The organism is Pseudomonas sp. GM80, from assembly GCF_000282515.1.
Taxonomy (GTDB): domain Bacteria; phylum Pseudomonadota; class Gammaproteobacteria; order Pseudomonadales; family Pseudomonadaceae; genus Aquipseudomonas.
Window position 1 is genome coordinate 1 of record NZ_AKJD01000174.1, and the last position, 6,576, is coordinate 6,576.

Here is a 6,576-nt window from a genome sequence, read left to right on the forward strand (position 1 = left end):
GAGCCGTTATTGGCGGCCGCCGGCAACGGCGTGCGCGGCAACACCGGAGCGTAGTAAGGGTCATTGGGCTTGGGCGTCGGAGCGACGCAGCCCGCGAGCGAGACGACCCCACTCAATGCCAGAACAGATACGAAGCGATTCATGACCCTACCTCACGGTGTTGCAGGCGACCTCATGGCCGCCTCATAGACTTGATTACAGATTCTGCGTTACGAACGAGAGCATCTGGTCGGCGGTGGAGATCACCTTGGAGTTCATCTCGTAGGCGCGCTGAGTGGTGATCATGTTGACCATCTCTTCAACGGTGCTGACGTTGGACGTTTCCAGGGTGTTCTGCAGCGTGGTACCGAAACCGTTCAGGCCTGGCGTACCGACTTGCGGTGCGCCGGAAGCGGCGGTTTCCAGGAACAGGTTGTTGCCCACGGCTTGCAGGCCGGCCGGATTGATGAAGTCGGCAGTTTGCAGGTTGCCGATCACTTGCGAAGCCGGGTTGCCGGCAACGGTGATCGACACGGTGCCGTCACGACCGACGGTGAAGGTCTGGGCGTTGTTCGGGATGACAATCGCTGGCTCCAGAGCAAAGCCGCTGGCGTTCACCACCTGACCGTTGGAGTCGAGGTGGAAGGTACCGTCACGGGTGTAGGACGTGGTGCCGTCCGGCTGCAGGATCTGGAAGAAACCGCGACCGTCTACCGCCAGGTCGAGCGGCTGCTCGGTGGTTTGCAGGCTGCCGGCAGTGAAGTTTTTCTGCGTGCCGACGATGCGCACACCGGTACCCACTTGCAGACCCGACGGCAGTTCGCTGTCCTGAGTCGACTGGGCGCCTGGCTGACGCTTGATCTGATACAGCAGGTCCTGGAACTCGGCGCGGTCACGTTTGAAACCCGTGGTCGAGACGTTGGCCAGGTTGTTGGAAATAGTAGTCAGGTTGGTGTCCTGGGCGGACAGACCTGTTTTGGCAACCCATAGAGCCGGAAGCATTCGATTCTCCTCGTGCGCCTGTTTTACGGCGCGACGTTCTGATAATTAGCTGATCTGCAAGACCCGAGCCATGGCCTGGTCGTCGTCTTTGGCGGTGTTCATCATCTTGACGTGCAACTCGAACTGCTTGGCCAGCGCCAGCACCGAGGTCATCTCTTCGACGGCATTGACGTTGCTCGACTCAAGGAAACCCGAGACCAGTTTGACGTTGGCATCGGCCGGCGCCGGTTGGCCGTCCTTGGTGTAAATCGAGCCGTCGAGGCCCTTGTTCATGTTCTTGATGTCGGGGTTGACCAGCTTGATGCGGTCGACTTCCGCCATGACGCGCGGGCCTTCACCCATTGCACGAATGCTGATGGTGCCGTCTTCGCCGACTTCGACTTGCTGCTCCGGCGGCACGGCGATCGGACCGCCGTTGCCCATGACCGGCATGCCGTTGCCGGCGCGCAGTACGCCAAGGGCGTCGATGTTGAGGCTGCCGGTGCGCACGTAGCTTTCGCCACCGTTAGGGTTCTGCACGGCGATAAAACCGTTGCCGGTCACGGCGACGTCGAGGTCCCGACCGGTCTGCACCAGCGAGCCCGGCGTGAAGTCGGTGGCCGGCCGTTCGCTCATGGCAAACGCACGCGCCGGAAAGACGTCACCGAACACCGGCATCGAACGCGCCTGCTCCAGATCGCGCTGAAAACCGTTGGTGGAGATGTTCGCCAGGTTGTTGGCATGCGCCTTTTGCGCCAGTGCGTTCTGGCTGGCGCCGGTCATTGCCACATAAAGGTACTTGTCCACACTCTTTCCTCTGCATGCCGGACGTTTGCCGCCCACCGCTGTACTGCTGAGCCATAAGCAATTTGCAGACCAACTTTTTTCTGGCGGCGCGAGGCCCGGTAAACAAAGGACTTGGGGGATGGTGAGGGGAAATTTGAAATGTATCGAAGTCGAAAAACCGGCGGTGTTATGCCGCTTGGCGGCAATACCGATCTCGGGCTGGATGAATAACCCTGTGGCGAGGGGGTTTATCCCCGATGGGTGGCGAAGCCGCCCCGCTTTTCCTTCAGGACGACCTCATTTGCAGGTTTTGCGACTGCTGCGCAGCCGATCGGGGATAAATCCCCTCGCCACAAAAGTTCTTCTCACCACTGTGTTGCTTTTAGCTTTCGGGGTCTTTGCCGACTTCGTATTCACGCAGTTTGTTGGCAATGGTGGTGTGCGAAACCCCCAGTCGTTTGCCCAACTGCCGGCTGCTCGGATGCTCGGAATACAAACGCTCCAGCACCGCTTTCTCGAAGCGCCCGACAATCTCGTCGAGCCCGCCCTCCAGCGAAAAATCGCCAAGCGGCTGACGCACGCCGTAATCCGGCAGGCGAATATGCTCGGCTTTCACCGTGCCGCCATCGCACAACGAAACCGCCTGGAACAGCACGTTCTCCAATTGCCGCACGTTGCCCGGCCAATGGTAATGACTGAGCCGATCCATCGCCGCCGGCGCCAGTTTGGGCAGTGAACAGCCGATCTGCCGACTGGCCTGATCGAGGAAGTGCTCGACCAGCGGCGTCAAGCCGTCGAGGCATTCGCGCAGTGGCGGAATGTGCAGCGAGAGCACGTTCAAACGGTGATACAAATCCTGGCGAAACTCGCCGCGCGCGCATAACTCGGACAAGTCGACCTGCGTCGCGCAGATCACCCGCACATCCAGATAAACCTCTTCATCGCTGCCGACACGACGGAAGCAGCCGTCTTGCAGAAAGCGCAGCAACTTCACCTGCAAGCGCGGGCTCATTTCGCCAACGCCGTCGAGAAACAGCGTACCGCCCGCCGTCAGTTCCAGCAGGCCGAGCTTGCCTTCGGCGCGAGCGCCTTCGAACGCGCCAGGGCCGTAGCCGAACAACTCGGTTTCGGCCATCGATTCCGGCAGGCCAGCGCAGTTCAGCGCCATCAACGGCGATTGCCCGCGCGGGCTGGCGAGGTGACAGGCGCGCGCCAGCAATTCCTTGCCGGTGCCGGTTTCGCCTTCAATTAATAGAGGCGCATCCAGCGGTGCCATGCGCCGGGCTTCACGCACCACCGCTGCCATGACTTTCGAGCTCTGGAAGATGCTGTCGAAACCACGTAATTCCTGTTTGCGCACGTTGTAGATACGCTCACCCACGCGATCCGCGCGATGCAATGTCAGCACCGCACCGGCCATGGCTTCGCTGTCGTCATGCTCTGACTGCAGCGGCGCGATGTCGGCGAGAAAGATGTCGCCCTTGACCTTGACGCGCATGCCGTTGATCCGCGATTTGTTGGCGCGCACCAGTTCCGGCAAATCGAAATCCTCGGCGTACCGCGACAACGGAATGCCCGGCACCTCATCGACCCGCACGCCGAGCAGTTGTGCCGCCGCGCGGTTGGCCGCGACGATCGAACCGCCCATGTCGATCGACAACACCGGAAACTCCAGCGCGCCGAGCAAGGCGTTCAGTTCCATGTGCCGACGCTCGCTGGGCATCAGCCCTACCCGCTTGACGCCGAACACCCCGGCAATCGCCTCGAACTTCGGCCGCAGCGCCTGGAATTGAATGTTGATCAGGTTCGGGCAATGCAGGTAGATCGCGTTGCCGTGCTCACCACCGACCTCGCCACGCGCGACGTTGATCCCGTAGGCCACCAGCAGGTTAAGAATGTCGCGCAGGATGCCGATGCGGTTCTGGCAGTGGACTTTGATACGCATATAAAAGACCCGACAAAATTGGGAATGAACACAATCCCTGTGGGAGCGAGCTTGCTCGCGAAGGCATCAGCAAATACGACATTGATGTGTCAGATCCACCGCTTTCGCGAGCAAGCTCGCTCCCACAGGGTATTGCGGTGCGCATGCAGTCAATTTTTCTGCCGAGGCGCGCAGATAGTTGTCAAGATTATGTGACAGTTGTCGACCTTTTCAAACCTGCCAATCACCGTAAACGCGTGATATCAGCCAAAGCGTAACGATTACTTTACGAAATCCATGGAAATTTCCTACGCTGGCATGATCCAACCTACTGCACACCGCCCCACTCTCGGGTAATTCTGAGTCCATCGCTGGACATAACAAGAACGAATTCCCCTAGCAGGAGAGCAGTATGAAGCAGACGCAATACGTGGCCCGCGAGCCCGATGCGCAAGGTTTTATCGACTACCCCGCCGAAGAACACGCGGTGTGGAACACGCTGATCACTCGCCAGTTGAAAGTGATCGAAGGGCGTGCCTGCCAGGAGTATCTGGACGGTATCGAAAAACTCGGTCTGCCCCATGACCGCATTCCGCAACTCGGCGAGATCAACAAGGTGCTCGGCGAGACCACCGGTTGGCAGGTCGCGCGGGTTCCGGCGCTGATTCCCTTCCAGACTTTTTTTGAATTGCTCGCCAGCAAGCAGTTTCCCGTCGCGACTTTTATCCGTACCCGCGAAGAACTGGACTACCTGCAAGAGCCGGACATTTTCCACGAGATTTTTGGCCACTGCCCGCTGCTGACCAACCCGTGGTTCGCCGAATTCACCCACACCTACGGCAAACTCGGCCTGCAAGCGACCAAGGAAGAACGCGTGTACCTGGCGCGTCTGTACTGGATGACCATCGAGTTCGGCTTGGTCGACACCCCGCAGGGCAAACGCATCTACGGCGGCGGCATTCTGTCTTCGCCCAAAGAAACCGTTTATTCGCTGTCGGACGAGCCTGAGCATCAAGTCTTCGATCCACTCGAAGCAATGCGCACGCCATACCGCATCGACATCCTGCAACCGCTGTACTTCGTCCTGCCGAACCTCAAGCGCCTGTTCGACGTGGCCCATGAAGACATCATGGCCATGGTCAAACAAGGCATGCAGCTGGGTCTGCATGCGCCGAAATTTCCGCCAAAGCCGAAAGCGGCCTGAGCAGATCCCGCTCGCGACTTGCGTGCAAAGATAGTAATTTCCAACAAGAATCGAATTCAGGAACAGACCATGTCCACATTGAACCAAGCCCACTGCGAAGCCTGCCGCGCCGATGCGCCACAAGTCAGCGACGAAGAACTGCCGATCCTGATCAAGCAGATCCCTGACTGGAACATCGAAGTACGCGACAGCATCATGCAGCTGGAGAAAGTTTTCCTGTTCAAGAACTTCAAGCACGCGCTGGCCTTCACCAACGCCGTCGGTGAAATCTCCGAGGCCGAAGGTCACCACCCGGGTCTGCTGACCGAGTGGGGCAAAGTCACCGTGACCTGGTGGAGCCACTCGATCAAAGGCCTGCACCGCAACGACTTCATCATGGCCGCGCGCACTGACGAAGTGGCCAAGACTGCAGAAGGACGCAAGTAATGCACTTCGACGCCATCGGCCGGGTACCCGGCGACCCGATCCTCGGCTTGATGGAGGCGTATGCGCAGGACTCCAACCCGCGCAAATTCGACCTGGGCGTTGGCGTCTACAAGGATGCCCAGGGCCTGACGCCGATCCCTGAAGCGGTGAAAATCGCCGAAGCGCGACTGGTCGAAAGCCAGGACACCAAGACCTACATTGGCGGCCACGGCAACCCGCTGTTCGGCAAAGTCATCAACGAGTTGGTGCTTGGCGCCGACTCCATGCTGATCGCCGAACAACGTGCCGGCGCCACCCAGACGCCGGGCGGCACCGGTGCGCTGCGTCTGGCGGCTGACTTCATCGCTCAATGCCTGCCAGGCAAAGGCGTGTGGTTGAGCAACCCGACCTGGCCGATTCACGAAACCATTTTCGCCGCGGCCGGGGTCAAGGTCAGTCACTACCCGTATGTGGGCAGCGACAACCGCCTCGACGTCGAAGCCATGCTCGCCGTGCTCAATGAAGTGCCGAAAGGTGATGTGGTGCTGCTGCACGCGTGCTGCCACAACCCGACCGGCTTCGATTTGAACCACGACGACTGGCAGCGCGTGCTTGATGTGGTGCGCAGCCGCAATCTGCTGCCGCTGATCGACTTTGCCTACCAGGGTTTTGGCGACGGCCTGGAGCAGGATGCATGGTCGACACGGTTGTTCGCCGCTGAACTGCCGGAGTTGCTGATCACCAGTTCCTGCTCAAAAAACTTCGGCCTGTATCGTGATCGCACGGGTGCGCTGATTGTCTGCGCGAAAACCGCCGACAAGCTCATCGACATTCGCAGCCAACTGGCCAACATCGCCCGTAACTTGTGGTCGACGCCGCCGGATCACGGTGCTGCTGTTGTTGCGACGATCCTCGCCGATCCAGAGCTGAAAGCGCGCTGGGCCGATGAAGTGGAAGCCATGCGTTTGCGCATTGCGCAACTGCGCAGCGGTCTGGTTGAAGCGCTGGAGCCTCACGGTCTGCGCGAGCGCTTTGCGCACATTGGCGTGCAGCGCGGCATGTTCTCTTACACGGGCCTGTCGCCGAAGCAAGTGCAACAACTGCGTGAGCATCACAGTGTGTACATGGTCAGCTCGGGCCGGGCCAACGTCGCCGGCATCGACGCCACGCGCCTCGCGCTGCTGGCCGAAGCAATCGCCAGCGTCAGCAAATAACACCGCAATCCCCTGTAGGAGCTGCCGCAGGCTGCGATCTTTTGATCTTGATTTTAAAAACACAGATCAAAAGATCGCAGCCT

General features: G+C 59.7%; 6 protein-coding genes and 1 pseudogene. 3 read left to right on the top strand and 4 right to left on the bottom strand.

Annotated elements, in window-relative coordinates; translation table 11 throughout:
* From flgH to PMI37_RS24135, 4 genes and pseudogenes are all read right to left on the bottom strand, one after another.
* Window positions 1-143, bottom strand: a pseudogene (gene flgH, locus PMI37_RS24120) (flagellar basal body L-ring protein FlgH); the annotation flags it as partial.
* A gap of 52 nt (window positions 144-195) precedes the next feature.
* The gene (flgG, locus tag PMI37_RS24125; RefSeq protein ID WP_008085973.1) at window positions 196-981 is read right to left on the bottom strand and encodes a flagellar basal-body rod protein FlgG; all 786 of its coding nucleotides are present in this window, start codon (window positions 979-981) and stop codon (window positions 196-198) included.
* Window positions 982-1,026: 45 nt separating this feature from the next.
* On the bottom strand, window positions 1,027-1,767 hold the full coding sequence (locus tag PMI37_RS24130; RefSeq protein ID WP_008085975.1) for a flagellar basal body rod protein FlgF: 741 nt from the start codon (window positions 1,765-1,767) through the stop codon (window positions 1,027-1,029).
* Between the two features lie 361 nt (window positions 1,768-2,128).
* The gene (locus PMI37_RS24135; protein WP_008085977.1) at window positions 2,129-3,691 is read right to left on the bottom strand and encodes a sigma-54-dependent phenylalanine hydroxylase transcriptional regulator PhhR; all 1,563 of its coding nucleotides are present in this window, start codon (window positions 3,689-3,691) and stop codon (window positions 2,129-2,131) included.
* 391 nt (window positions 3,692-4,082) lie between these two features.
* Here PMI37_RS24135 and phhA point away from each other — a divergent pair, with 391 nt between their 5' ends.
* From phhA to PMI37_RS24150, 3 genes are all read left to right on the top strand, one after another.
* Complete coding sequence (gene phhA, locus PMI37_RS24140; RefSeq protein WP_008085979.1) at window positions 4,083-4,874, top strand: phenylalanine 4-monooxygenase; 792 nt, start codon at window positions 4,083-4,085, stop codon at window positions 4,872-4,874.
* A gap of 69 nt (window positions 4,875-4,943) precedes the next feature.
* Window positions 4,944-5,300 (top strand): 4a-hydroxytetrahydrobiopterin dehydratase, encoded by a 357-nt coding sequence (locus tag PMI37_RS24145; RefSeq protein WP_003222798.1) that lies wholly within the window; start codon window positions 4,944-4,946, stop codon window positions 5,298-5,300.
* The gene (locus tag PMI37_RS24150; protein ID WP_008085982.1) at window positions 5,300-6,493 is read left to right on the top strand and encodes an amino acid aminotransferase; all 1,194 of its coding nucleotides are present in this window, start codon (window positions 5,300-5,302) and stop codon (window positions 6,491-6,493) included. The genes PMI37_RS24145 and PMI37_RS24150 overlap by 1 nt, the downstream gene beginning before the upstream one ends.
* The last annotated feature ends 83 nt before the right edge of the window (window positions 6,494-6,576 follow it).